The 22748-nt window shown below is 67.8% G+C and carries 23 protein-coding genes; 11 read left to right on the top strand and 12 right to left on the bottom strand.

The window, feature by feature from the left end; genetic code table 11:
* Window positions 1–254: 254 nt before the first annotated feature.
* Together EV644_RS18710 and EV644_RS18705 are read right to left on the bottom strand one after the other, a co-directional pair.
* On the bottom strand, window positions 255–1085 hold the full coding sequence (locus EV644_RS18710) for an endonuclease/exonuclease/phosphatase family protein (RefSeq protein WP_132189572.1): 831 nt from the start codon (window positions 1083–1085) through the stop codon (window positions 255–257).
* Between the two features lie 75 nt (window positions 1086–1160).
* Window positions 1161–2264, bottom strand: a complete 1104-nt coding sequence (locus tag EV644_RS18705) for a WD40/YVTN/BNR-like repeat-containing protein (protein WP_132189571.1) — start codon at window positions 2262–2264, stop codon at window positions 1161–1163.
* A gap of 96 nt (window positions 2265–2360) precedes the next feature.
* Between EV644_RS18705 and EV644_RS18700 the strand changes: the two genes are divergently transcribed.
* Window positions 2361–3248, top strand: coding sequence for a bile acid:sodium symporter family protein (locus EV644_RS18700; RefSeq protein WP_132189570.1), 888 nt, complete (start codon window positions 2361–2363; stop codon window positions 3246–3248).
* Here EV644_RS18700 and EV644_RS18695 read toward each other — a convergent pair.
* Window positions 3202–4587: a ThuA domain-containing protein gene (locus tag EV644_RS18695; protein WP_199239890.1), complete on the bottom strand. Its 1386-nt coding sequence runs from the start codon at window positions 4585–4587 to the stop codon at window positions 3202–3204. The two genes, EV644_RS18700 and EV644_RS18695, sit on opposite strands and share 47 nt — an antisense overlap.
* A 180-nt stretch (window positions 4588–4767) precedes the next feature.
* Entirely contained in the window at window positions 4768–5613 is an 846-nt protein-coding gene (locus EV644_RS18690; RefSeq protein WP_132189569.1) for a helix-turn-helix transcriptional regulator, read from the bottom strand.
* A gap of 99 nt (window positions 5614–5712) precedes the next feature.
* Between EV644_RS18690 and EV644_RS18685 the strand changes: the two genes are divergently transcribed.
* Window positions 5713–6456, top strand: a complete 744-nt coding sequence (locus EV644_RS18685; RefSeq protein WP_132189568.1) for an SDR family oxidoreductase — start codon at window positions 5713–5715, stop codon at window positions 6454–6456.
* A 47-nt stretch (window positions 6457–6503) separates the two neighbouring features.
* On the opposite strand, the gene EV644_RS18680 is transcribed toward EV644_RS18685, so the two are convergent.
* From EV644_RS18680 to EV644_RS18660, 5 genes are all read right to left on the bottom strand, one after another.
* Window positions 6504–6803 carry a thiamine-binding protein gene (locus EV644_RS18680; protein ID WP_132189567.1) on the bottom strand — a complete coding sequence of 100 codons (300 nt, stop codon included), beginning with the start codon at window positions 6801–6803 and terminating at the stop codon, window positions 6504–6506.
* Entirely contained in the window at window positions 6800–8437 is a 1638-nt protein-coding gene (locus tag EV644_RS18675; RefSeq protein ID WP_199239889.1) for an MDR family MFS transporter, read from the bottom strand. The genes EV644_RS18680 and EV644_RS18675 overlap by 4 nt, the downstream gene beginning before the upstream one ends.
* A complete protein-coding gene (locus tag EV644_RS18670) occupies window positions 8434–9084 on the bottom strand; it encodes a TetR family transcriptional regulator (protein WP_132189847.1) in 651 nt (216 codons plus the stop codon). Before EV644_RS18670 ends, EV644_RS18675 begins: the two co-directional genes overlap by 4 nt.
* An 87-nt stretch (window positions 9085–9171) precedes the next feature.
* Window positions 9172–9639, bottom strand: a complete 468-nt coding sequence (locus EV644_RS18665; RefSeq protein ID WP_132189566.1) for a methyltransferase family protein — start codon at window positions 9637–9639, stop codon at window positions 9172–9174.
* On the bottom strand, window positions 9632–10111 hold the full coding sequence (locus EV644_RS18660) for a MarR family winged helix-turn-helix transcriptional regulator (RefSeq protein ID WP_158292871.1): 480 nt from the start codon (window positions 10109–10111) through the stop codon (window positions 9632–9634). The genes EV644_RS18665 and EV644_RS18660 overlap by 8 nt, the downstream gene beginning before the upstream one ends.
* Before the next feature lie 41 nt (window positions 10112–10152).
* On the opposite strand from EV644_RS18660, the gene EV644_RS18655 reads away from it, so the two are divergent.
* From EV644_RS18655 to EV644_RS46375, 5 genes are read left to right on the top strand one after another with little or no spacing between them, the layout of a single operon-like run.
* Window positions 10153–11412 (top strand): glycosyltransferase family protein, encoded by a 1260-nt coding sequence (locus EV644_RS18655; protein WP_158292870.1) that lies wholly within the window; start codon window positions 10153–10155, stop codon window positions 11410–11412.
* Between the two features lie 56 nt (window positions 11413–11468).
* On the top strand, window positions 11469–12008 hold the full coding sequence (locus EV644_RS18650; protein ID WP_132189563.1) for a hypothetical protein: 540 nt from the start codon (window positions 11469–11471) through the stop codon (window positions 12006–12008).
* A gap of 53 nt (window positions 12009–12061) precedes the next feature.
* Window positions 12062–12508 carry a MarR family winged helix-turn-helix transcriptional regulator gene (locus EV644_RS18645; protein ID WP_158292869.1) on the top strand — a complete coding sequence of 149 codons (447 nt, stop codon included), beginning with the start codon at window positions 12062–12064 and terminating at the stop codon, window positions 12506–12508.
* Complete coding sequence (locus EV644_RS46380) at window positions 12505–12972, top strand: MFS transporter (RefSeq protein ID WP_241998364.1); 468 nt, start codon at window positions 12505–12507, stop codon at window positions 12970–12972. The genes EV644_RS18645 and EV644_RS46380 overlap by 4 nt, the downstream gene beginning before the upstream one ends.
* A 49-nt stretch (window positions 12973–13021) precedes the next feature.
* The gene (locus tag EV644_RS46375) at window positions 13022–13762 is read left to right on the top strand and encodes an MFS transporter (RefSeq protein ID WP_241998363.1); all 741 of its coding nucleotides are present in this window, start codon (window positions 13022–13024) and stop codon (window positions 13760–13762) included.
* On the opposite strand, the gene EV644_RS18635 is transcribed toward EV644_RS46375, so the two are convergent.
* Window positions 13751–14332, bottom strand: coding sequence for a TetR/AcrR family transcriptional regulator (locus EV644_RS18635; RefSeq protein WP_132189561.1), 582 nt, complete (start codon window positions 14330–14332; stop codon window positions 13751–13753). The genes EV644_RS46375 and EV644_RS18635 overlap by 12 nt on opposite strands.
* A 90-nt stretch (window positions 14333–14422) precedes the next feature.
* Here EV644_RS18635 and EV644_RS18630 point away from each other — a divergent pair, with 90 nt between their 5' ends.
* From EV644_RS18630 to EV644_RS18620, 4 genes are all read left to right on the top strand, one after another.
* Window positions 14423–16969, top strand: a complete 2547-nt coding sequence (locus EV644_RS18630; RefSeq protein WP_132189560.1) for a bifunctional FO biosynthesis protein CofGH — start codon at window positions 14423–14425, stop codon at window positions 16967–16969.
* A gap of 74 nt (window positions 16970–17043) precedes the next feature.
* Window positions 17044–17196, top strand: a complete 153-nt coding sequence (locus EV644_RS44620) for a hypothetical protein (protein WP_158292868.1) — start codon at window positions 17044–17046, stop codon at window positions 17194–17196.
* Between the two features lie 942 nt (window positions 17197–18138).
* Window positions 18139–19038, top strand: a complete 900-nt coding sequence (locus EV644_RS18625) for a type IV toxin-antitoxin system AbiEi family antitoxin domain-containing protein (RefSeq protein WP_241998361.1) — start codon at window positions 18139–18141, stop codon at window positions 19036–19038.
* The gene (locus EV644_RS18620) at window positions 19035–19793 is read left to right on the top strand and encodes a nucleotidyl transferase AbiEii/AbiGii toxin family protein (RefSeq protein ID WP_132189558.1); all 759 of its coding nucleotides are present in this window, start codon (window positions 19035–19037) and stop codon (window positions 19791–19793) included. Before EV644_RS18625 ends, EV644_RS18620 begins: the two co-directional genes overlap by 4 nt.
* 360 nt (window positions 19794–20153) lie before the next feature.
* Here the strand turns inward: EV644_RS18620 and EV644_RS18615 are convergent, their stop codons facing one another.
* Both EV644_RS18615 and EV644_RS18610 read right to left on the bottom strand, forming a co-directional pair.
* A complete protein-coding gene (locus EV644_RS18615) occupies window positions 20154–20771 on the bottom strand; it encodes a hypothetical protein (protein ID WP_132189557.1) in 618 nt (205 codons plus the stop codon).
* Window positions 20764–22737, bottom strand: coding sequence for an acyl-CoA dehydrogenase family protein (locus EV644_RS18610; RefSeq protein ID WP_132189556.1), 1974 nt, complete (start codon window positions 22735–22737; stop codon window positions 20764–20766). Before EV644_RS18610 ends, EV644_RS18615 begins: the two co-directional genes overlap by 8 nt.
* Window positions 22738–22748: the final 11 nt, after the last annotated feature.

Here is a 22748-nt window from a genome sequence, read left to right as displayed (position 1 = left end):
TTCCTTCCGCCAGTCGCGAACCCCTTCCCCAGGGTTCGTGAACTTTGGTCCTCTTGGACCACATAGGTGACACTAGGTGCCTGCAGCCCCATTGGGAACACCTTTCCCACGAATAACTTTGCTTCACCTGCGTGTCGGCTTGACAAACTACAAGCTTGTAATTCAGGTCCCCGAGCGCACACAGCAAACCGGCGCCACCCGAGGTCGGGTGGCGCCGGTGCGTCTGTACGGCGATCAGTCGCCGCGGGGCGGGGTCAGCGGAGGGTGAAGGTGGCTGCCACCGGGAGGTGGTCGGAGCCGTTGGTGGTGATCACCTCGGCGGCGGTCGGACGCAGCGTGCGGGTGTGCAGGACGAAGTCGATCCGGGCCGTCGGTTTGTCCGCCTCGATCGTGTACCCCGGCCCGAGGCCGACCTCGGCCCAGGTATCGCGCCAGACCGCGGTCAGAGTGGTGATCTCCGGCTTCTCCGGGGTGGCGTTGAGGTCGCCGACCAGCAGGGTGGGCGTCTTCGAGCCGGCCAGCAACTCGACCACCTTCCTCGCCTGCTCGAGGCGCTCGGCGTTGTTGTTCGACGTCAGGTGGGTGTTGGCGAACCGGATGTTCTGTCCCCGCACCTTGATCGTCGCGACGGCGAGCCCACGCTGTTCACCGGTCGGGTAGAGCGGCAGCAGGGTGTTGCGGAAGTCCCGGATCGGCGTCTTCGACAGCACGGCCGTGCCGTACTGCCGGCGCGGCTCGCCCGGGTTCAGCGGCGGCAGGTCCAGATTCGCCGCGAAGGCGTAGTGCAGGTCCAGCCTCCGGGCGAACCAGGCGGCCTGGTCCTCCCAGTTGCCACGCTCGCTCCAGTGGTTTTCTACCTCCTGCAGGCCGACCACGTCGGCGCCGGAGTCGTCGATCACCTGGGCGATCCGCTCGAGGTCGAGGAGGCCGTCGGTCCCCGCACCGTGGTGGATGTTGTACGTCAGGACCTTCAGCGGCCGGCCCGGGCGGTCGTCGGAATGCCCGGGGCTCGCGGCCGCCGCCGTCGGCAGCAGCATCAGCAGACCCGTGAAGGTGACCAGCAAACGTTTCGGACGTTTGCGCATGCCCTCATCCTCACCGCAGCCAGGCGACCCCCGCACGACGTACGGGTGTCGCCCTGGCAACGGACCAGCAGCAAGTCAGCGCTTGACGGCTAGACGGGCGACCGCGCCCTTCGCGCCGGACGCCCAGCAGGCTGCGCTCGACCCGTGCCCGGCGCACTCGACGCTGTCGAAGCTGCCGTCGTAGAACTGCGTCCAGCTGCGGCCACCGTCGTAGCTGACGTCGCTGCCGGACGGCCCCACGGCGATCACCGTCGCCAGTGTCCGCGGTACGAAGGCCGAGCCACTGCGGTATCCCTTCGGCGCCTTGTCCGCCGGAACCAGCTTCCAGCTGCGGCCCCCGTCGTTCGTGACGGAAGCGGCCTTGACCGCCTCGGTCGGCTTCTCGAAGTCGCCGCCGACCGCGACACCCAACAGCGGTCCACGGAACGCCAGGCTGAAGATGCCGGCCGCCGCGCCACTGGCCATCGGGGAGTCGGTCACCTTCCAGTTGCGACCGCCGTCGCTGGTGCGGAACACCCGCGGCCGGTCGCCACCGCCGGTCGCGAACCAGGCGGTCCGACCCGGTCCCGCGACCAGGCAGGTCCCGCTGGCGGCGAAGGCGAACTCGCCCGGCAGCGCGGCCGGCATCCCCTTCGTCGACTGCACCTGCCACGACTGGCCGCCGTCGGACGTCTCCGCGATCCGGAACTTCCCGTCGACCGGGTCGCTCAAGGCCAGGCCGTGGCGCTGGTCGTTGAAGTCAAGGCAGTCGTAGAACGCGTTCGGGTCGGTGTTGCGGAACGACTCGGCCCAGGTCTTGCCACCGTCGCTGGTCCGGAAGATCCGCGAGTCCTCGCCGGGACCGATCGCCAGGATCACCGCACGCTTCGCGTCGAACGCCTCGACGTCACGGAAGAGCAGCGTCTGGCCGGCCGGGCTGACGTTCTGCCAGGTCTTGCCTCCGTCGGTCGTCCGCAGCACCTGCCCCGCACTGCCCGCCACCCAAGCAACATCCGCACTCACCGCCGCGAGTCCGCGGAACTGCGACGCACTCCCGGTCGGCTTCAGGTCCCACTGGTACTTCGGCCCGTGGCGCCCGCCGCCGGTCAGGCCGGGGCTCGTCACCGCCTGGGCCGGCGTCAGTTGGGACATCGCGAGCAGGACTCCGGCCGCGAGGGCGGCGATGCGCAGCGTCTTCATGGGCGGCAACGTAATACACCGAGCCGACACAAGACGAGGTCTTGCCGACAGCTCACGCCCGCTGCCACTCTGAGCACCCGCTCAAAGGAGCCGCCTGTGAACGACTCCGTGCTGACCTCGGTGCTGCTGCCGGTCGCGCTCGCGATCATCATGCTCGGCCTGGGCCTCACGCTGACCGTCGCCGACTTCACCCGGGTACTGCGGATGCCGCGTGCGGTGCTGGTTGCACTGGGCACCCAGGTGCTCCTGCTCCCGGTGATCTGCTTCGGTCTGGTCAAGCTCTTCGACCTCGCACCGGCACTAGCCGTCGGCATGATGCTGCTGGCCGCGTCACCCGGCGGAACGACCGCGAACCTGTTCAGCCACCTGGCCGGCGGTGACGTCGCACTCAACGTCACCCTGACTGCGGTGAACTCGGTGCTCGCCGTGATCACGCTGCCGATCGTGGTCAACCTGTCCCTCGCATATTTCCTGGGCGACGGCCAGATCGGTCTGCAGCCGCTCAAGATGCTGCAGGTGTTCGCGATCGTGCTGATCCCGGTCGCGCTCGGGATGCTGCTGCGCAACAAACAGCCGGCATTCGCCGAGCGGATGGTCCGGCCGGTCAAGCTCGGCTCGATCCTGGTGCTCGCGCTGGTCATCTTCGCCGCGGTCTACACCGAGCGCGACAACGTGCTCGACTACCTGGCCGCCGTCGGCGTGGTCGCAGTACTGCTGAACGTCCTCAGCCTCGCCCTCGGGTACGCCGTACCGCGGCTGGCCCGGCTCGGTGAGCGGCAGGCGATCGCGTGCTCGATGGAGATCGGCATCCACAACGCCACCCTGGCCCTCACCATCGCCCTCAGCCCGTCACTCCTCGACAACAGCGAGATAGCCATCCCCGTCGCCGTCTACGGCATCGTCATGTTCGTCCCCACCGCCGCCTTCGCCTACTACCTCAGCCACCGCCCGACCGCATTGCGTCCGAAGAACCTGGAGGTCTGACCCCGAGGTTCTCCGGGCGCAAGCAGGCGATCAGGCCGCGGTGAGTTCGAAGGACTGGGCAGCGGAGTTTGTTGCAGGTGAGTTGGACGAGTTGGGTGCTGTCGGCGGTGGAGCCTCCTGGGACTGTGAGGCACTTGTTGCTCAGGCGGCTGACCAAGTGGAAGTAGCCGCCTCCCTCGGAGACCGTCTGCCACTGCTGGTTGGCGCCGTTGCTGTAGGTCCACAACTGGAGGCCGGCGTTGTCGGCGGCGGACACACCGGTCACGTCGATCACCTTGCTGGCGTCGTTGCGGTTGTTGACCCGGGTGAACCCGCCCGAGGTCGGCTGGAACTGGAAGTGCTGCGCCTGCGAGGAGTTGCAGGAGTACTGCTGGATCACGGTGCCGTTGGCGGTACCCGCGGCCCGGGCGTCGACGCACTTGTTGTTGCCCTTGTTGGCCACGGAGTACCACGCGGTCGGCGACGGCTGGTCGACCGGCGGCACGGTGCCGCCGCCCCCGCCGAGCAACTTGAGCGCGTCCATCATGAACTGGTTCTGCGCCGGGCTGTCGAAGGTCGAGGAGAGCCGGGTGTCGGTCTCGTAGTTCATCGCGTTGTGGCCGAAGTTGGCGTAGATCATCCTGAAGTTCTTGTTGGTCCAGACGATCGGGTAGTAGCCGCTGCGCCAGGTCTGCGCCGGGTCCGTGCCGACCGGGAAGCTGGACGGATCGATCGACGCCAGGATCTGGATGTTCGGGTTGTTCCGCAGGTCGTTCTGCCAGCTGTACCACTCACTCACCGACGACCGGAACGTCGCGCCGGTGTTCACCAGCGACGGGTGCGAGCGGTTCTCCGCCTTCAACGTGACCGCGGTCGGTCCCCAGGTGTTCGTCGCGAACCAGCCGGTCGCGAGGAAGGTGTTGTTGAACCACGGCCAGTTGCCGCTGGCATCGTTGTACGCCGAGACGTGGAAGCCGAGGAACGCACCGCCGTTCTCCATGTACCGCTGGAACCCCGCCTTCTGCGCGGCGCTGTGCGGTGAGTCGTCCAGGAACATCACCACCTGGTACTGCGAGGCGGTCAGGTTGTTGAGCTGGTCCCAGTTGGTCGTCGCGGTGTAGGTGAAGCCGTTCTGCGCGCCGAACTGCGGGAACCGCTGGTTCGCCTCCTTGTCGAAGTCGATGTGCGCGGCATCCCAGGTACCGCTGTAGAAGGCGAGCACGTTGAAGTTCGCGGCGACAGCGTTCTGGCTGTCCGGCCGGGCCTCGCGGGCGAAGGCGCTCCCGGAGGTCAGGCACAGACAGGCGAGGACGAGCAGCGCCAGTAATCGGATGATCGGGATCTTGCGGTCGGAAAGCATGGGGGCGGGTCCTTCCGTGGGGGTGCTACTGCGCGTGCTCTTGCGCAGGCGGCAGCAGCCGAGCGGGCATAACTGAATCCCCTCGGTGATCGAGGTGTTACGGAATGGGATTTCAGGGCTTAAATTAACTCACGGCCAAACCGCCGTAAAGACCTTCAGCAAGCTCTGTCCGAAAATCCTTCAGTTTTCTGTCGGCTGCAACCGCTGGTTGCCGAGCACCGACAGCAGCCGCAACCGCTCGTCGCTCTCACTCCCCGGGCTGGCGGTGAAAACCAGCAGCGTCTGCTGCTGCTCCGGATCGTCCAGCAACTGGCAGAACAGCTCGAGGTCGCCGACCACCGGATGGCGGAACCGCTTCGTCCCGCTGTGCCTGACTCCCACCTCGTGGGCCTCCCACAACTGGGCGAACTCCGCGCTCTCCTGCCGCAGAGCGTCGGCGATCGTGGCGGCACGGGAGGCCGGCCCGTCGACCGCGACCACCGACCGCAGGCCCGAGACCAGCACCCGACCGTGCGAGGCCCACTCCTCCTCGAAGTAGAGCGCCCGGTCCACCTCCCCGGTGAACCACCGGTACACCGCACTGCGCTCGAGTCCCTCGAAGTTGGTCTGCTCCCGGTCGAAGGCGACGTGCGCCTGGTTCTGCGCGAGCGTCTCGCTGAGCCGGTTCAGCACCATCGCCGGGGTGTCCAGCCGGTCCAGGATCCGCAGCAGACCGGGATTGACGTGGTCGGCGACCGCTGTAAACGGTGGCTTTCCGTGCCGGGCAAGGACGAACAGGTGGTCCCGCTCCGCCGGGGTGAGCCGCAGCGCCCGGGCGATCGAGGCGAGCATCTCCACCGACGGCTGTGGCCCGCGGCCCCCTTCGAGGCGGCTGTAGTAGTCGGTAGACATGACGGCCAGGACGGCGACCTCCTCGCGCCGCAGCCCCGGAGTACGGCGCCGTCGTCCGCGCGGCAGACCTACGTCCTCGGGCTGCAGCAGCTCCCGCCGCTTGCGCAGGAAATCGGCCAGCTCGGTGTACTCCATGAAGCCATTGTTCAGCACCTCGGTGCGTTAACCACTGCTTGTCGAGCAGTGGTTGAAGCGAGCCTGGATGCCATCCGCGGGGCGCTCCAGGCTGAGGACATGAACCCGACGAAGAACACGATCTTCATGACCGGCGGTACCTCCGGCATCGGCCTCGGCCTGGCCCTGAGATTCCGCGACCTGGGCAACAAGGTGATCATCAGCGGTCGCCGCAAGGACCTGCTGGACCAGCTGGCGGCCGAGCACGAAGGCCTCGAGACGGTGGAGCTGGACGTCGCCGACCCTTCCTCGATCGCCGCCGCATTCGAGGCGGTGACGACCGCCCATCCGGACCTGAACGTCCTGATCACCATGGCCGGCATCATGCAGATGGAGAACCTGCTCGACCCGGCTCACCAGCAGACGGCCGAAGAGACCATCAAGATCAACCTGCTGGGTACCATCCGTACGATCGCCACGTTCACGCCGTTCCTGATCACCCGGCCGGAAGCGGCGGTCATCACCGTCAGCTCGGGCCTCGCCACGGTGCCGCTCGCGATCACGCCGACGTACAACGCGACCAAGGCGGCCGTGCACAGCTACACGCAGAGCCTGCGGCTCCAGCTCGCGGACACGTCGGTCCAGGTGATCGAGCTGGTACCACCGGCGGTCCGGACCACGCTGCTGGGCCAGCAGGACAACGAGCGGGCGATGCCGCTGGAGGACTACCTGACCGAGGCGATGGAGCTGATCCAGCAGCAGCCCGACGCGGACGAGATCCTGGTCGAGCGGGTCAAGTTCCTCCGGCTGGCCGAGCGCGAGGGCCGGTTCGACCAGACCCTCGCCGCGGTCAACTCGCACTGACCGACAGACCGGCCGGCGTCCCGCAGTACGGGCGCCGACCGGAACGGTCAGTCGGAGAGGGCCTGTTCGATGCGTTCGACCTTGGCGGTCAGCTGGCCGGTGTAGCCGGGACGGATGTCGGCCTTGAGGACCAGGCTGACGCGGGGCGAGACGGCGGCGACGGCGTCCACCGCCTGCTTCACGACCGCCATCACCTCGTCCCACTCACCCTCGAGGTTGGTGAACATCGCGTTGGTCTCGTTCGGGAGGCCGGAGGCGCGGACCACGCGGATCGCCTCCGCGACCGCCTCGCTCACGCCGCCGGTCTCGTCCCCGGCCGCCGGGCTGATGCTGAATGCAACGATCATGCGTCCAGCTTGCCAGCTTGCTCCTCATGGGCCCGGCGCTCGGCGCCGGACGTGGTCAGCAGCGGCTTCTCCTTGATGAACAGGACGGCGATCAGAGCGAGCACCGCGAACGGCACCGACATCATGAACAGGTCCGCGGTCGCCGCGCCGTACGCGTTCTCGACGGCCGTCCGGGCCTGCTCCGGCAGCTCCGCGATGTTCGGCACCGCGTTGCTGCCACCGGACGAGGCACCGCCCGGGTTCAGCGTCTCCGTGACCTTGTTGGCCAGGATCGCGCCGAGCACGCTGACCCCGATCGTGCCGCCCATGCTGCGGAAGAAGCTCACCGCCGAGGTGGCCGCGCCCAGCTCCCGGGCCGGTACGTCGTTCTGCGCGGCGAGCACCAGGTTCTGCATCACCAGGCCGATGCCGACACCGAGGATGATCATGAAGGCCCACAGCATGTACTTCGAGGTGTGCGCGTCGATCGTGCCGAACAGCGCCAGCCCGATCGGCAGCAGCAAGCTCCCGACGACCACGTAGATCTTCCACTTGCCGTACTTCGTGATCAGCCCACCCGCGATCGTGGAGGCGACCATCATGCCCAGGATCATCGGTAGGCTCATCAGCCCGGCCTTGGTCGGCGAGTAGCCCTGCGCGATCTGGAAGTACTGCGCCAGGAACACCGAGCCGCCGAACATCGCCACGCCGACCAGCGCGCTCGCGACGATGGACAGCGTCACCGTGCGGTTGCGGAACAGGTCCATCGGGATGATCGGCTCAGGGTGCCGACGCTCGACCAGCACGGCGGCCACCAGCGCCACCAGGGCGAGAGCCACGAGCACGAAGCTCCAACCGGACGCCCACTCGAATTTGCTCCCGGCGAACGAGGACCAGACCAGCAGGGTGCTCACCCCGGCGGTGATCAGGAACGCGCCCCACCAGTCGATCTTCACCTCGCGGCGCACGGTCGGCAACTTCAGCGTGCGCTGCAGCAGAACGATCGCGGCGAGTACGAACGGCACGCCGATCAGGAAGCAGGCCCGCCAGCCCAGCGGCGAGTCGACCAGGAAGCCGCCGAGCAGCGGTCCACCGACCGTCGCCGAGGCGAAGATGGCGCCGAAGATCCCGGAGTACCGGCCGAGCTCACGCGGCGGGATGATCGCCGCCATCACGATCTGCACCAGGGCGGTCAGACCACCGGCGCCGAGACCCTGCAGGACCCGGCTGCCCAGCAGCACCTCGATGTTCGGGGCGAAGCCGGCGACGAGCGAGCCGACCACGAAGAAGCCCAGCGACAGCTGGACCAGCAGTTTGTTGTTGTAGAGGTCGGCGAGCTTGCCCCACAACGGCACCGTGGCCGTCATCGTGAGCAACTCCAGGGTGATGACCCAGGTGTAGGACGACTGGCTCGCGCCGAGGTCGTGGATGATCCGCGGCAGCGCGGTCGAGACCACGGTGCCGGCCAGGATGGCGACGAACATCCCCATCATCAGGCCGGAGATCGCCTGCACGGTCTGACGCGGCGTGAGCGCGGCGACCTGCTCGGCCGCCACCTCGAGCGAAATGGTGTCCTGCGGCCGGGCCGCCGCGGTGTCGTCGGAGTTGACCTCGCCCGCCGCCTCCGGGGGCTTGGGCGAAGAGGTCGTTGTCATGACTGACCTTCCTGGTCGGTTCGGAAAACTGTGGTCTTGTCGAAGTCCGGATCCACCCCGTCGGCGAGCAGCAGGAACGCCTCGTCGATCAGCGAGCGCACCGAGCGCCCACCGGCGTCCTTCTGCTTCTCGAACGCGATCCGGACCGCCGTACTCGCGGCGGCGACGATCAGCATCGGCCGGATCGCCTCCCGCGGCTCACCCATCCGCTCGGCCATCGCCGCGGACAGCACCCGCTCGTCCTCGGCGCCGAGCAGGACGAACTGGGACAGCAGCGTCGGCGACTGGACGATCAGGGCGAACCGCTGCGAGGCGGTGGCGCTGTCCTGCTCCACGTCGACCAGCGCCTCGGCGATCAGCATCCGCATCGTGGTGAGCGGCGACTGGCCGGCCGGGGTGTCCCGGAGCCGCTCGAGCGCGCGCTCGAGCTCCTCGGGGTCGCGACCGAGGATCGCGTGCTCCTTGTGCGGGAAGTAGTTGAAGAAGGTCCGCACCGAGACGTCCGCGGCCTCACTGATCTCCTCGACCGTGACGTTGTCCGGCCCCTTCTCCAGTGCCAGCCGGAGCGCGGCGGCCATCAACGCGGCGCGCGTCTCCCGCTTCTTCCGCTCCCGCCGCCCGGGCGGCGCGCTCTCCTCGGTCTGCATCACGACGTCAACGATATGCGAACTTGCACACACTGCAAATTAATATTCCTGCAACTTTGCAGGACTGCACGGAAAGAGTGGTCTAGATCACTTCGAACGCCTGAGCCGGGGCAGCCACGCGGGCACCGCCCGGCGGTAGTCCTCGTACTGCCGTCCGTACCGCCGGCTCAGTACCGGCTCCTCGTACCAGTGGACGAAGGACGCCATCACCGCCCAGGCGACCACCGCGTAGACGAACAACCAGAGGTCGAGGAACAGCAGCGCCTGACCGAGGATCGTCGCGACGACGCCGACGTACATGGGGTTGCGGACGTAGCGGAAGTCGCCGCCGACGACCAACTGCTCGGTCGGGGCCACCGGCGCCGGAGTACCACGGCCCTCGCGGACAAAGCGAATGAAGGCGCGCAAGACGACGAGGATGCCGCCGGCCACCAGCAAGAGTGCAGGCCAGAAGCGCGGCTCGGCCCAGCCGTTGATCCACCAAGGCACCAGACCGGCCACCACACAAGGTGCGGCGAAGAAGAAGGCAGTGCTGCCCAGCGCCGCCTTAAGCATTGTCGAGCCCGGCGATGACCCGGTCGGACAACTCGCAGAAGGTCTTGAGCTCCGCCGGCGACAGCTCGCCGAACCAGTCGGCCACCGCGCCGAAGTCGCCCTCGTCGCGTTCCTGCCAGTACGCCGCGTTGCGGTTCGTTGTCGAGAGCAACTTCCTGCGCTTGTCCGCGGGATCCGGCTCGATCTGCAGCATGTCCTTGCGCACCAGGGCCGCGACGATCTGGGCGACGTTCTGATGGGTACTCCCCAGCGCGGCCGCGGCTTCGGCCAGCGACGGTTTCCCGGCGGCTGTCACGACGGTGATCAGCGCGGCCTGCTGGGTGGTCAGCCCGTCCGCACGGAGTCGCTCGTCCATGGCGTAACGCAACTTGTGGGCGAGCGTCAGCGTGGTCCGGAACGCCCGGATCGACGGCTCCAACCGCGACCCTGGCCCGATCCCGAGCAGTACTTCGGTCTTGTTCTCCCGCGACATAGGCAATATATTACCTATTAGCATCGAGGGGGGCAACCACCGTGATCTGCCTACTGCCACACTGCGCCTACCTGTCCGAGACGTCGCGGATGCTGGAGATCCACCGAGCCCTGACCGTGCTCGGCGTCCCGGTCCGCGTCGCCACTCACGGCGGCCCGCACGAGCGCCTGCTGGTCGAAGCCGGCATCCCGTACGACGTACTGGGCCCGGGCATGTCGCCCGAGCGGGCGGCATCCTTCGTGGCGTCGGCGGTCGGCCTCGGCGACCCCCGCCAGAGCATGTACGACGACGCGGAGATCGAGACCTACGTCCGGGCGGAAGCGGAGTACTTCCGCGCCCACGGGATCACCGTGGCCGTCACCGGGTTCACCCTGACCACGTTGCTGTCGTCCCGGCTGACCGGCGTCCGCTTGATCACCGAGCACGCGGGCAGTTTCGTGCCGCCGGTCGCCGAGCGCAGGTTGCTACCCGCGCCCAGCCGACCGGTGGATCCCCGGCTCAAGCACGCACCGGACTGGCTCAGCCGCTTCCTCATCAACCGGACCTCGAACCGCACTCCGGCGTACTGCGCCGGCTTCAACCGGGTGGCCGCGTCGCTCGGGGTCGAGGGAGTCCCGAGCCTCGCGGCGCTCCTGCTCGGCGACCTCTCACTGGTGCCGGAAGTGCCTGAGGTGCTGGATGTCTCGGCGGCGGAACTCGCAGCGTGGACACCGGCGGGAAAGGTCGGGTATCGCCCCGACACTCGCCTGCAGGGGATCGGACCGCTCTTCGCGCACCTGGATGTCCCGCTGCCGGAGGGGGTGCGGAAGTTCCTCGACCGACCTGGCCCTGTCGTTTACCTGGCGATGACGTCGACACCGCCCGCGCTCGTCCGGGAGGCGGTCATTTCGCTCAGCGCACTCGACGTACGGATCCTGGTGGCCGGCACCATCCATGAGCTCAGCGATCTCGCGACGGACCGGATCATGGTCGGAGGCGTGCTGCCGAGTCATCTGGTGATGCCGCAGGTCGACCTCGCGGTGACTACCGGCGGCCAGGGCAGCGTCCAGACCGCGATGGCCTGCGGCACTCCCCTGCTGGGCGTCCCGCTGCAGCCGGAGCAGGACCTGAACGTCGCCCTGGTCGAGCGCCTCGACGCGGCCCGCCACGTCGCGCCCCACCACCTGAACCGCCTGGCCGGCACCGCCACCGAGATGCTCCACAACCGCCGCCACCTGGAAGCTGCCGAACGAATCCAGAAGCTCTACGCCACCGTAGACGGCCCGGCTCAGGCCGCGGAAGCCATCGCAAGACACCTCTGACCGGTAGAATCAAGAGAGCAGCCTCCGAAGCGATCACCGCGTCGGAGGCTTCTTTCATGCCGACACTTCTCTACAAGGGCGCCATCCGTGATCTCCGTGGCGACGACCTGCTGCCGCTGTCCATGATCCGCGACCGCTACCCCGACCTCTACCACCGCGAAGCCGCCAAGTACGCCGAGCGGCCGCACGTGATGGATCATCCGGTCCACCCGCTCGACTGCCGCTGGACCGATGTCGTCTTCTTCTCCCCGGTCCATCCGGCGCCGATCTTCGACGCGCTCCGCGAGTCCGGCCGAGTACTGCGCCGGCTCGGTTACTGGACCATCGACGCGGAACTGCTGGTGCCCGAACGGACCTGCATCCTGCTCAAACGGCACGAGCCACTGTTCCGACCCCAGGCCGCCGAGGACTACCTCCCCTACAGCGCCGAGGCGGCAGCCGCACTGTCCCAGCCCTCCGATCAGGCCCTGCACCGGCTCCGGAATCTCAACCCCACCGAGCCCTTGCTGCCATGGGCCGACATCCCGCACATCCTGCACCGCGGCCCGGTGCCTGTCAGCGCCTTCCGCGATCCCGACGGCAACCCGGTCAGGTGAGCTGGTTCACCCGTTCTGGAAATACATAGCTTTCCTATGTAATGTTGGATTACGTGATCGCTACGACAGCTCTGACTCAGCTCGGCGTCGACGTGGTTGTGGCCGCGGCCCGGTTGACCCGGCTCGCCAGCCGCGACGTGAGTGCGCTCCCGCACGCGGCGATGCGGCTGCTGGGCCGGCTCGACGAGCTCGGTCCGACCCGGATCAGCGACCTGGCCAAGGCCGACCGTTGCTCGCAGCCGACGATGTCGAACCTGGTCCAGCGCCAGGAGGAGAGCGGCTGGGTCCGGCGCGAGCCCGACCCGGCCGACTCCCGCGCCAGCCTGATCAGCCTCACCGACGCCGGCCGGGCGGAGCTCGACCGCGCCCGTCAGGAAGCCGGGACCGCCATCGCGGCGCGCCTGCGGCACCTGCCGTCGACCGACCTCGCCACCCTCGAGGCCGCGGTCACCGTCATGCACTCGATCCTCACCCTCGATCTGGAGGACACCCCCCGTTGAGCAGCAACTCGTTCCTCAAACAACCCAAGTCCGTCTGGGCCGTCGCCTTCGCCTGTGTGATCGCGTTCATGGGCATCGGCCTGGTCGACCCGATCCTCAAGCCGATCGCCGAGCAGTTGCACGCGAGCCCGTCCCAGGTCTCCCTGCTCTTCACCAGCTATATGGCCGTCATCGGTGTCGCGATGCTGATCACCGGCGCGGTCTCCAGCCGGATCGGCGCGAAGAGCACGCTGCTGATCGGCCTGGCCATCATCGTCGTGTTCAGCGCGCTGGCCGGCCTGTCCAACTCGATCGGCATGATCGTCGCCTTCCGGGCCGGCTGGGGCCTGGGCAACGCGATGTTCATCGCGACCGCGCTGGCCACCATCGTGAACTCCGCGAGCGGTTCGGTCGCGCAGGCGATCATCCTGTACGAAGCGGCGCTGGGCGTCGGCATCGCGGCCGGGCCCGCTGGTCGGTGGTGAGATCGGCACGATCTCCTGGCGCGGCCCGTTCTTCGGCGTCGCCGTCCTGATGACGATCGCGCTCGCGGCGACGGCCTTCCTGCTCCCCGCCTCGCCGCCGGCACCTCGCCGTACCTCGATCATCGAACCGCTGAAGGCACTCCGGCACCGCTCCCTCGCCACCGTGGCGGTCACCGCGCTGCTCTACAACTTCGGCTTCTTCACGCTGCTGGCGTTCACCCCGTTCCCGCTGGCGATGTCGGCCCGCCAGATCGGCCTGATCTTCTTCGGCTGGGGCATCGGGCTGGCCCTGACCTCGGTGTTCGCCGCGCCCCGGCTGCAGCGCCGCTTCGGCACGCTGCCCGTGGTCATGACCTCGCTGCTGCTGTTCGCCGCCGATCTCGCGGTGATGGGCGTGTACGCACACCACCGCGGCGTGCTCGCGGCCGGCGTCATCGTCGCCGGGTTGTTCCTCGGCGTGAACAACACCCTGATCACCGAGGCCGTGATGGGCGCGGCGCCGGTCGAGCGCGGCACCGCCTCCGCGGCGTACAGCTTCGTGCGCTTCTCCGGTGGTGCGGTCGCGCCGTGGCTTGCGGGCAAGCTCGGCGAGGAGATCAACATCCAGTTGCCGTTCTACGTCGGCGCCTTCGCCGTCCTGCTCGCGGTCGGCGTGCTCGCCAGTGGCTGGAAGCCGCTGTCGCACCTCCGCGTCCCCACGGCCCACTCCGAAGCCGAGCCACCGCCCTCACCACTGCTGACGCCTGAGAGAGCCTTTGGGCTGAAACTGGTCCCGACCTCAACGCAGTAGCGTGAGCAAGGCGGAGAAGTCGTCCTTGTTGTAGGGGCGGGCACCGATCAGGGACTGCAACAGGATGCCGTCCAGCGCCGCGACCAGCAGGCTCGCCTTGTGCGGGTCGGTGGTGAAGTTGCGGGCGATCTCGGTGAGCGGCTCCAGCCACGCCGCCGCGGCTTCCCGCAAGGCTGGGCGACGGACCGCGAGCAGATAGAGCTCGTACTCCGCGAGGGTGCGCCCCCGGCGGTAGACCAGGCAGTGCTCGATCAACCGGGCGAGCTCGTCGGCGGGCCGGGCGCCCATCTCGTTGACGCGCTCCTGCAGTTCGGCGGTCAGGTCCTCGGCGGCCCAGGTCAGCGCGGCGACCAGCAGATCGTCGAGGCTTGCGAAGTGATAAGTCGTCGAGGCGAGGGAGACCCCGGCCTGCGCGGCGACCGCCCGGTGGCTGACGCCGGCGACGCCGTCCCGCTCGATCACAGCCAGCGTGGCGGTCAGCAGTTCCGTCCGCCGGAGCCGGCCGCGGACCCGCCGCCCGTCCGCCTTCGGTGCTCTCACCACCCCGCCGACTACCCTGCTGACCTGCACGAATGGCAAACTATCAGGACGAACGTACCACTTGATTTTGGGTCCCGGATTCGGTCGGATCGGGCCATTTCACGACATACGCTCGTCGTCGTGACCGAACCCGAACAGCGCTCAGCCACTCCCCGGAACACCACGATCAGCACCGCCATGCGCCGCGCTCTGAAGCGTGCCGATGACGGCAAGACGCTCGACCCGGCTGAGGTTGAAGTCCTCCTGTCCGCCTCGGGCGAGGCGCTCACCTCACTGATGGCGACCGCCGCGCGGGTGCGGGATCAGGGGCTGGCCGATGCCGGGCGCAGCGGAGTGGTGACGTTCTCGAAGAAGGTGTTCATCCCGCTGACCCGGTTGTGCCGGGACCGGTGTCACTACTGCACTTTCGCGACGACCCCGGGCCGGGTTCACTCGCCGTACCTGAGTCCGGACGAGGTTCTGGAGATCGCCCGGCAGGGTGCGGCGTTGGGGTGCAAGGAGGCGCTGTTCACGCTTGGGGATGCGCCCGAGGACCGGTGGGACGCGGCGAAGACCTGGCTGGAGGAGGCCGGGTACGACTCGACGCTCGACTATGTCCGGGCGATGGCGATCCGGGTGCTGGAGGAGACCGGGCTGTTGCCGCACCTGAACCCCGGCGTGATGTCGTGGCAGGATCTGCAGCGGTTGAAGCCGGTCGCGCCGAGCATGGGCGTGATGCTGGAGACCACGTCGCGCAGGTTGTTCGAGGAGAAGGGCCAGCCGCACTACGGCTCCCCTGACAAGGACCCGGCGATCCGGCTGCGGGTGCTGGAGGACGCCGGCCGCTCGAACGTGCCGTTCACCACCGGCCTGCTGATCGGCATCGGGGAGAACCTGGCCGAGCGGGCCGACTCGATCTTCGCGCTGCGGCGGATCGCCCGGCAGTACGGCGGGATCCAGGAGGTCATCATCCAGGGCTTCCGGGTGAAGCCGGACACCGCGATGCGCAATGACGCCGACGTACCGCTGGATGAGTGGCTGGCCGCGATCGCCGTCACCCGGGTCGTGCTCGGACCCCGGATGCGGGTCCAGGCACCGCCGAATCTGGTCGACCTGGCCGAGTGCCGCCTGCTGCTGGATGCCGGTGTCGATGACTTCGGCGGAGTGTCGCCGTTGACCCCGGACCACGTGAACCCGGAACGGCCGTGGCCGCAGATCGACGACCTTGCCAAGGTGACCGCCGACGCCGGGTTCACCTTGCGGGAGCGGCTGACCGCCCACCCGGAGTACCTGCGTGAGCCGTGGCTGGATCCGCGGCTGATCTCGCATGTGGAGGCGCTGGTCGATCCCGAGACCGGGTTGGCGAACGAGGCGGCCTTCCCCAAGGGCCTGCCGTGGCAGGAGCCCGACGGCGGCTGGGACAGCGTCGGCCGGACCGATCTGCACACCGCGATCGACACCGAGGGTCGCCGGACCGAGACCCGGTCGGACTTCGACGCGGCCTACGGCGACTGGGACGTACTGCGTGAGGACGTCGCGAACAGGGCTGCACCTGAGCGGATCGAGGGCGACGTCAAGGAAGCCCTCGCTGCAGCCGAACGCGACCCGGCCGGGCTGTCCGACGCGCAAGCGTTGACGTTGATGACGGCCACCGGCCCGGCGCTGGACCAGCTCGCCAGGATCGCCGACGAGTTGCGCAAGGCAACCGTCGGCGAGGACGTCACCTACGTGGTGAACCGGAACATCAACTTCACCAACGTCTGCTACACCGGTTGCCGGTTCTGCGCCTTCGCCCAACGCCGTACCGACGCCGACGCGTACTCACTGTCGATGGACGAGGTCGCCCAGCGGGCCGAGGAAGCCTGGGTGATCGGCGCGACCGAGGTGTGCATGCAGGGCGGCATCCACCCCGACCTGCCCGGTACCGCGTACGCCGACCTGGTCCGGGCGGTGAAGGACCGCGTGCCCGAGATGCACGTGCACGCCTACTCGCCGATGGAGATCGTCAACGGCTCCGTCCGGACCGGCCTGTCGATCGAAGACTTTCTCGTCTCGGTGAAGGAAGCCGGACTCGACAGCATCCCCGGCACGGCCGCTGAAATCCTCGATGACGATGTCCGCTGGATCCTCACCAAGGGCAAGCTGCCGACGGCCAGTTGGATCGAGGTCATCACGACCGCGCACAAGGTCGGGCTGCCCTCCTCGTCGACGATGATGTACGGCCACGTCGACTCACCCCACCACTGGGTCCAGCACCTCCGGACGATCGCCGCGGTGCAGGACCAGACCGGCGGGTTCACCGAGTTCGTGCTGCTCCCGTTCATCCACACCAACTCGCCGATCTACCTGGCCGGTGTTGCCCGGCCCGGGCCGACGTACGACGAGAACCGGGCCGTGCACGCGATGGCCCGCATCATGCTGCACGGCCGGATCGACAACATCCAGTGCTCGTGGGTCAAGCTCGGCGTCGACGGCTGTGTCGCAGTACTCAACGGGGGCGTCAACGACATCGGCGGCACCCTGATGGAGGAGACCATCAGCCGGATGGCCGGCTCCAAGCACGGCTCCCGCAAGTCCATTGAAGAACTCACCCAGATGGCCACCGCCGCGGGGCGTCCGGCCCGGCAGCGGACCACGACGTACGGCCAGGTCCAGCAGCACCCGATCAGCGCGCTGGAACTCGCCTGACGCTCAGCGATGAACTGACCACGGAACCCCGACGTACAGATGAACAACAGTGCATCAGTACGCCGAGGGACATCATGCTCATCGCCATCCTCGCGATCGTCACGATCGCGGTCGCTCTCGCTCTATATGCCGGCCTGACCGCGACGCCGGTCCTGGACGACCTGGTCGACCTGCGCCGGCCACCTGACACCGAAGACCTGGAAGACGAAAGCCGCGAAGCCGGCTGAACTCGCGGGCCGACCGGCGTCACCGTCCGTCAGCGCGCGGGGGCGAGGTCGACCGCGACGGCCGATCGCGATGTAGGCGATAAAGGCTGAGGTCCGGTTCCGCAGGAAGAACCCGAGCGGCACCGCCTGGCACCCGGAGCTTCCCGAGGTACTGATCCCCAGAAATCGCATCAGTACCTCGGGAAAAGAAACGCCGACCGCATCGGGTGTCGGTCACCACCTCACTGGCGACCGGCACCCCGGCGACACGGCCGGCGTCTTGCTTTGCCCCGAGTGGGCGGTTCGGCCCGAAGGAGGGAGGTCCCGCCGTCTCATTCCGTGACCGGCAGGGGAGGTACAGTCCGGTCGCGGACGGGAGTACCGCGGTACCGCCTGGAGCCTGTGTCAGCGACCCGTCCGTCGCTGACGACAGAACGTTGTCACGGGGTGGCGGAGAGCCGCCACGCACGGGGTCAAACATTTGCATTGATCTTGACTAAGGCGACGCTCCGTATATCCGACCTCACCTTGCGTACTCGCGAGTAGAAGAAATTGCCTTCAGCAACAACTAGATGCCGTTGCGGACCAGACCGGTACCACGCCCCCGCAACTCCCGCGTCGCCACTGATAGCCCAATCGCTGGCCAGCTGGGAATCTTCAGCTGGGCGGCAAGGCCGGGCCCAGCATCGACCAACACGCAGCTTCCACTGGACGCACGTCGGCGGACGCCGCAAGAGGACGGTGCTGAGGGCAACAAACCCGCCGGATGGCCTGTGTCGCGCTCTCAGCAGAGTGGCGGCACTGGCGCCGCAGCAGCGAGATCAGTCCGCCACCGGCTCGCTACGCGGGCAGGGCTCCGCAATGCCAGGTCGTCGACACCGGAACACCTGACTCCGATTATCTTGAATATGCTTCGATATTCATCTGATAGAGTAATTTTGGAGCAGGATGCGGAGGATTGAAGTGCAGATCGCCGAGGTGGCCGCCATCGCCGATGAGCAGTGGGGGCTGGTCACGACCGCTCAGGCGCGCGCCGCCAGTGTGTCTGCTCAGTCCATGGCACGGTTGGCCGCTGAAGGTGTGCTAGAGCGGGTGACACATGGCGTCTATCGGGTCGTGGGCGCTGGATCGCCGTTGGATGACTTGCGGGCAGCTTGGCTCGCGCTCGCGCCAGAACAACCGGCCGCTGCCCGCCTCAGAGCACCAGACGCGGTCTTGTCGCACCGATCGGCCGCGAGATACCACCAACTCGGCGATTTGGACGCGGATCGATTCGAGTTCACCGTCGCCACCCGCAAACAGTCGAAGAGACCTGACGTGAGGTTCCACCGCGAGAGTCTCAGCCCAGCCGACTGGCAGATCACCACCGGTCTTCCGGTAACGACAATCGTCAAGACGATCAGTGATCTGGCGAAGACTCATACAGATGGCGGTCATCTGGCGGGCGTTGTTCGCGACGCGATGGCTCTGAACTCCGTGACCGCGGAAGAGCTCAGCTCTGCGCTCGCCCCCTATGCGCACCACTATGGCCAGCAGCTCGGGCATGGCCGCGCGCTCTTGAATCGCCTCCTCGACGAGGCCGGCATTCCCAAAGCGACCCAACAGGCTGCCGAACTCGCCGCGCCAGGACCATCACCAGCCGACGCTGCTCTACTTCACGCACTCGCCCTACTGGATCCACGGGTCCCCAGAGACCTGCGCAATCGTGCCGCTCACGTCGGACTGTCGACTGACGAGCTCCGGCAACTGCAGGCCCTGCTCGGCATCACCGATGAACCAGAAGACGTTCAAGAGGCGCTACGGGCCGCCTACGAAGCCCGGGCAAAGCTCCTCGAGGAACCAACAGACCAGGCGGCCACATGAGAGAAACGCCGTACGCAAGCGCACGGGAATTCCGCGTAAGCGCCAACGCCCGCATGAAGAAGGTCGCCAAGGACGCCGGGCGACCGACGCAGGAGATCAACCGCGAATTCGTCATGCAGCGCTTCCTGGCTCGCATCTTCCGCGAACCCGACGCGCCGTGGGTGCTGAAAGGCGGCACCGGTCTCCTCGTCAGACTTCCCCGGGCCCGCTACAGCGACGACGTCGACCTGCTCTATCCCGCTGGCAACATCGACCTGGTCGCACCTCTGGCCGAACTACGCAACGCGATGGCCCAGCCGTGCGGTGACGACTTCTTCCGCTTCGAACTGGGACGAGTTGAAGAACGGGCCGCTGTAGACGACGAGAAGGCCGTAGCCACAATCCGCGTCACAGCCTCCATCGGCTCCACCGAGTATCAGCGGTTCAGCATCGACCTGTCCGTCAAGAAACGTCGCATCTGCAGCGTCGACCGATTCCAACCCAAGCCGATCATCGTGATGCCAGGCGTTCCGGAGCTCCCCGAATTTTCGCTCTACTCCCTCGCCGATCAGATTGCGGACAAACTCTGTGCGATGTACGAACTCCACCGAGACGGTGCGTCTTCGACGCGGTATCACGACCTCGTCGACCTGGTGCTGATCGTCACCAGCGGTCCGGGCATCGATGCGACCGACACATCAGCCGCTCTGCAGGCCGAGGCGCTGCATCGAGACCTGGCTCTGCCCACCACGCTGGACTCGCCTGGCGGACAATAGCCCGCCGGTTACCGGAGTGAAGCCGTCCAAGCCGCGGTGCCGGCGGAGCTGTACGACCTCGAGAAGGCCCTGGGCACCGTGAGTGCTTGCCTCAGCCCTCTTCTCAGCGGCGCCATCTCACAGGGCGTCTGGGACATCACCTCTCAACGCTGGACCTGAGTGGCACCTCGGCTTCTGCGGACGACGTACACGCTGGCCAAGGGCGGGGGTGGCCGGGTGGCCGCGAGCTGCAGACCCGGCGGGCGACCAGTGCGCTGACCAGCGCCTGCGGCAACCAAACCGCGCACGGTCACCACCGCGCCCTTCAAGCAAGCGGCGACGCAAGAGCCGCTGCACCGGGGGTGGGGAGCTGCGTGGGGATCAGTACGGGTAGGTGTCGTCTCGGCGGGTGGGGTCCATGTCCCAGAGGGAGAAGTCGACTACCTTGTGGGATTCCTCGCCGCCGGCCGGGCTGAGGCCTAGGCCGTCGTAGTCCTTCGAGCCGATGCCGTCGAGGTAGCCGAGGAGCTCGAAGGCTGAGCGGGCGTCCTCGATGTCGTCGATCACGTCGTCGTTCTGGGCTTCGTCGGAGCGGCCGCGGACGTAGGCGATGAAGGCCTCCGGGTCGGTCACCACGAAGTCGTACCGCGCCTGGTAGCTGAGGCGGATGCCGTTCTCCGGTACCAGCGGCTCCTCCAGGTCGTCGAGCTCGCCGCGCTCGACCATCTCGCGGTAGTCGGCCGGGTCGTCGAAGTCGTCGGGGCCCAGCGGCAGGTCGTCGAGCTCGTCCGGATCGTAGGAGTCGATGCCGAGGAAGATGTCGCCCCAGCCGCGCTCGTGCACGGCGTCGGCGAGCACCCGGGCCTGGACTCGGACGTTCTCGATCGCCGTGGTGGCTCGCAGATCGTGCAGGTCCAGAGCGTCGGCTTGTTCCAGCAGCACCTTCGCCAGTTCGCGGGCGGCCTCGGCGGCCGACGCGGGCTCAATCGGCTCACTCATGCTGCGACGGTACAACCATCGGCACATCGACTGCCGCGCCCGGTACTCCGAACGCCTCCACGAGCTCGTCCGCGTGCGGCCGGACGGCGGCGCAGAGCTCGTTCACCAGTGCCGTGATCGCCTTGGATCGTTGACCCGACAAACGGCCGTGCTCGATGTACCAGGCGCGCTCCGCCTCGATGGTGGCGAGCGCGTGCAGGTCGTACAACTCCTTCAGCCGATCCCGCACCGGCCCCTCGGGCGCAGCCTGTACCGCGGCCAGGAACGCCTCCAGTACGACGCGCTCCACGTGCGCCCGGCCGGCCGCGATCACGTGATCCTGGCACCGGTTGAACACCTCGAACGCGTCGTCGCCGGCGTCGATGCCCTTCTTGAGTCGCCGGGCCACCCCGGCCAGCATGTGTTCCTCCCGGAACCGGACCATGCCGCAGTGGTACGCATCGTCCCGAAGCCCGGCATCGGGGTCGGCAGTATCGTTCCGGTTCGGTACTGCGTCGCGCAGCCGCTCGACGACTGTCCGCAGCGCGGTCTTCTCGACCGCGATCTCCACCGCCTGCGCGGCGATGAACCGGGCCGTCCCAAGCGGATCGAGCTTCCCGAACGACTCCCGGTAGTTGGTCAGCAGCCCTTTCGCGACCAGTTGCAGCAACACCGTGTTGTCACCCTCGAAGGTGGTGAACACATCGGTGTCCGCCTTCAGTGCGGCCAGCCGGTTCTCCGCGAGATAGCCCGCGCCACCGCAGGCCTCACGGCACATCTGGATGGTCTCGGTGGCATGCCAGGTGCCGAGCGACTTCGTGCCGGCCGCCTGCGCCTCGAGAGCCCGCCGGTCGTGCTCGTCACGATCCCCGAGCCCGCCCTCGCCATCGGTGTTGCCCTCGGTGTTGTCCGTGCCGTCGCTGCCGAAGATCCGGACGAACTCGTCGACCAGCTCGGCCTGGGCGAAGTGCAGCGCGTACGTCCTCGCCAGCAGCGGGAGCAACCTGCGCTGATGCATCCGGTAGTCCAGCAGCAGCGCCTCCTCGGCACTCCCGGGCGCGCTGAACTGCCGTCGCCGATCGGCGTACCGGATGGCGATGGTGAGCGCCACCTTGCTCGCGTTGATCGCGGCGCCGCCGACGGAGACCCGGCCCTGGACGAGGGTGCCGAGCATGGTGAAGAAGCGCCGGTCCGGGTTCTCGATCTCGCTCGAGTAGGTGCCCTCGGCATCCACCTGCGCGTAGCGGTCCAGCAGCGCGGTACGGGGTACACGGACGTGGTCGAAGACGATGCGGCCGTTGTCGACGCCGTTGAGGCCGAGCTTCGGGCCGCAGTCGCTCAAGGTCACGCCGGGCATCGACTCGCCGTCCGGCGTACGGATCGGCACGAGCAGGCAGTGCACGCCGTGCGTCTCGCCACCGACGACCAACTGGGCGAAGACCGCCGCCATCCGGCCATGCCTCGCCGCGTTGCCGATGTAGTCCTTGCGCGCGGCTGCGTTCGGCGTGTGGACCACGAACTCCTCGGTCGCCGGATCGTACGTCGCGGTGGTGCCGAGCGCCTGGACGTTCGAGCCGTGCCCGGTCTCGGTCATCGCGAAGCAGCCGAGCAGGTGGCCATCGATCGCATCGGTGAGGTACTGCTCGTGGTGCCGGCTGGTGCCGAGGTGCAGGATCGCCCCGGCGAACAGGCCGAACTGCACCCCCGCCTTCACCATCAGTGACAGATCCCCGAAGGCCAGCGTCTCGAACCCGGCGATGAAGCCGCCCAGGTCACCCTGCCCGCCGAACTCCTTCGGGAAGCCCCGGCCGGTGTGTCCCTCGGCGGTGACCTGCTGCATCACGGCGAGCACCTGATCGCGGTACTCGTCCCGCGACAGGTCCAGTCCCGCGTTCAGCAGCCCGGCGTTCGCCGCCAGCCCGTCCCGTACTACGTCTCGCACCGCCTTGTGCGGCCCGTCCAGGTACTCCCGCAACCCCGTGCTCATGCACCAAACCT

This window comes from Kribbella orskensis, from assembly GCF_004342085.1.
GTDB lineage: Bacteria > Actinomycetota > Actinomycetes > Propionibacteriales > Kribbellaceae > Kribbella > Kribbella orskensis.
Note: the sequence above shows the minus strand (reverse complement) of the source record. Positions and strands in the feature narration are given on the sequence as shown.

Bases quoted from the DNA above. Each gene is read 5' to 3' on its own strand.
- EV644_RS18650 (WP_132189563.1), top strand. From the start codon at position 11,469: ATGCCGACACTTCTCTACAAGGGCGCCATCCGTGATCTCCGTGGCGAC.
- EV644_RS18690 (WP_132189569.1), bottom strand. From the start codon at position 5,613: ATGGAGTACACCGAGCTGGCCGATTTCCTGCGCAAGCGGCGGGAGCTG.
- EV644_RS18660 (WP_158292871.1), bottom strand. From the start codon at position 10,111: ATGTCGCGGGAGAACAAGACCGAAGTACTGCTCGGGATCGGGCCAGGG.
- EV644_RS18670 (WP_132189847.1), bottom strand. From the start codon at position 9,084: ATGCAGACCGAGGAGAGCGCGCCGCCCGGGCGGCGGGAGCGGAAGAAG.
- EV644_RS18705 (WP_132189571.1), bottom strand. From the start codon at position 2,264: ATGAAGACGCTGCGCATCGCCGCCCTCGCGGCCGGAGTCCTGCTCGCG.
- EV644_RS18610 (WP_132189556.1), bottom strand. From the start codon at position 22,737: ATGAGCACGGGGTTGCGGGAGTACCTGGACGGGCCGCACAAGGCGGTG.
- EV644_RS18680 (WP_132189567.1), bottom strand. From the start codon at position 6,803: ATGATCGTTGCATTCAGCATCAGCCCGGCGGCCGGGGACGAGACCGGC.
- EV644_RS18620 (WP_132189558.1), top strand. From the start codon at position 19,035: ATGAGAGAAACGCCGTACGCAAGCGCACGGGAATTCCGCGTAAGCGCC.
- EV644_RS18615 (WP_132189557.1), bottom strand. From the start codon at position 20,771: ATGAGTGAGCCGATTGAGCCCGCGTCGGCCGCCGAGGCCGCCCGCGAA.
- EV644_RS18710 (WP_132189572.1), bottom strand. From the start codon at position 1,085: ATGCGCAAACGTCCGAAACGTTTGCTGGTCACCTTCACGGGTCTGCTG.
- EV644_RS18695 (WP_199239890.1), bottom strand. From the start codon at position 4,587: ATGCTTTCCGACCGCAAGATCCCGATCATCCGATTACTGGCGCTGCTC.
- EV644_RS18665 (WP_132189566.1), bottom strand. From the start codon at position 9,639: ATGCTTAAGGCGGCGCTGGGCAGCACTGCCTTCTTCTTCGCCGCACCT.
- EV644_RS18675 (WP_199239889.1), bottom strand. From the start codon at position 8,437: ATGACAACGACCTCTTCGCCCAAGCCCCCGGAGGCGGCGGGCGAGGTC.
- EV644_RS44620 (WP_158292868.1), top strand. From the start codon at position 17,044: ATGCTCATCGCCATCCTCGCGATCGTCACGATCGCGGTCGCTCTCGCT.
- EV644_RS46375 (WP_241998363.1), top strand. From the start codon at position 13,022: ATGACGATCGCGCTCGCGGCGACGGCCTTCCTGCTCCCCGCCTCGCCG.
- EV644_RS18685 (WP_132189568.1), top strand. From the start codon at position 5,713: ATGAACCCGACGAAGAACACGATCTTCATGACCGGCGGTACCTCCGGC.